Source organism: Pseudogemmobacter sp. TB195, assembly GCF_058313095.1.
This window is the reverse complement of sequence record NZ_JBZEGG010000170.1, coordinates 1-573: the sequence shown is the minus strand read 5'-3', so window position 1 is coordinate 573 and position 573 is coordinate 1. Positions and strand designations below refer to the sequence as shown.

At 60.9% G+C, this 573-nt stretch carries 1 protein-coding gene; it reads right to left on the bottom strand.

Annotated elements, in window-relative coordinates; genetic code table 11:
- Positions 1 to 278 precede the first annotated feature (278 nt).
- The coding region (locus tag AC4FS3_RS29200; protein ID WP_491023450.1) for an ATP-binding protein at positions 279 to 573 on the bottom strand (295 nt) is incomplete at its 5' end.

Below are 573 nucleotides of genomic sequence, written 5' to 3'. Positions count from 1 at the left end.
TCGGCCATCATGGTTACGGCGCCCTTCAAGGGCGGATAATGTCCGTCCGGCTCATAGTTGGCGCGGCAGCTCCGTTTACATTTGCATTGCTTATGGAAAATGCCGGTGTGACATGGGCGCTTTTGGCAGCTGCAGATTCCTGCGAAGGCGCCCCCCGATTCCTGGATAATGGCGCCCATGGATTCCTGGATGATGGCGCCCCCCAATTCCTGGATGATGGCGCCCGGGTCACGGCATGTGCTGGCTTCTATTTTTCTGGCGCCTCGGATGGCGCCGGGTCAAGCGTTGACGTCTGCTTTGGTGCGTACACGTCGCATGCTTTCGCCTCTCAACGCGATGCGATGGGCGTTGTGAAGCAGACGGTCGAGGATGGCGTCGGCGTAGGTGGGGTCGCCAATGATCTCATGCCATCCCTCCAGCGGAAGTTGCGATGTGACGAGCGTCGACTTGCGTCCGTAGCGGTCTTCGAGGATCTCCAGCAGATCGTGACGCGCCGCAGCGTCCAGTGGCTCAAGTCCCCAGTCGTCCAGCACCAGCAGATCCGCGCGCCCGAGGGTGCGTAACAACCGTGCA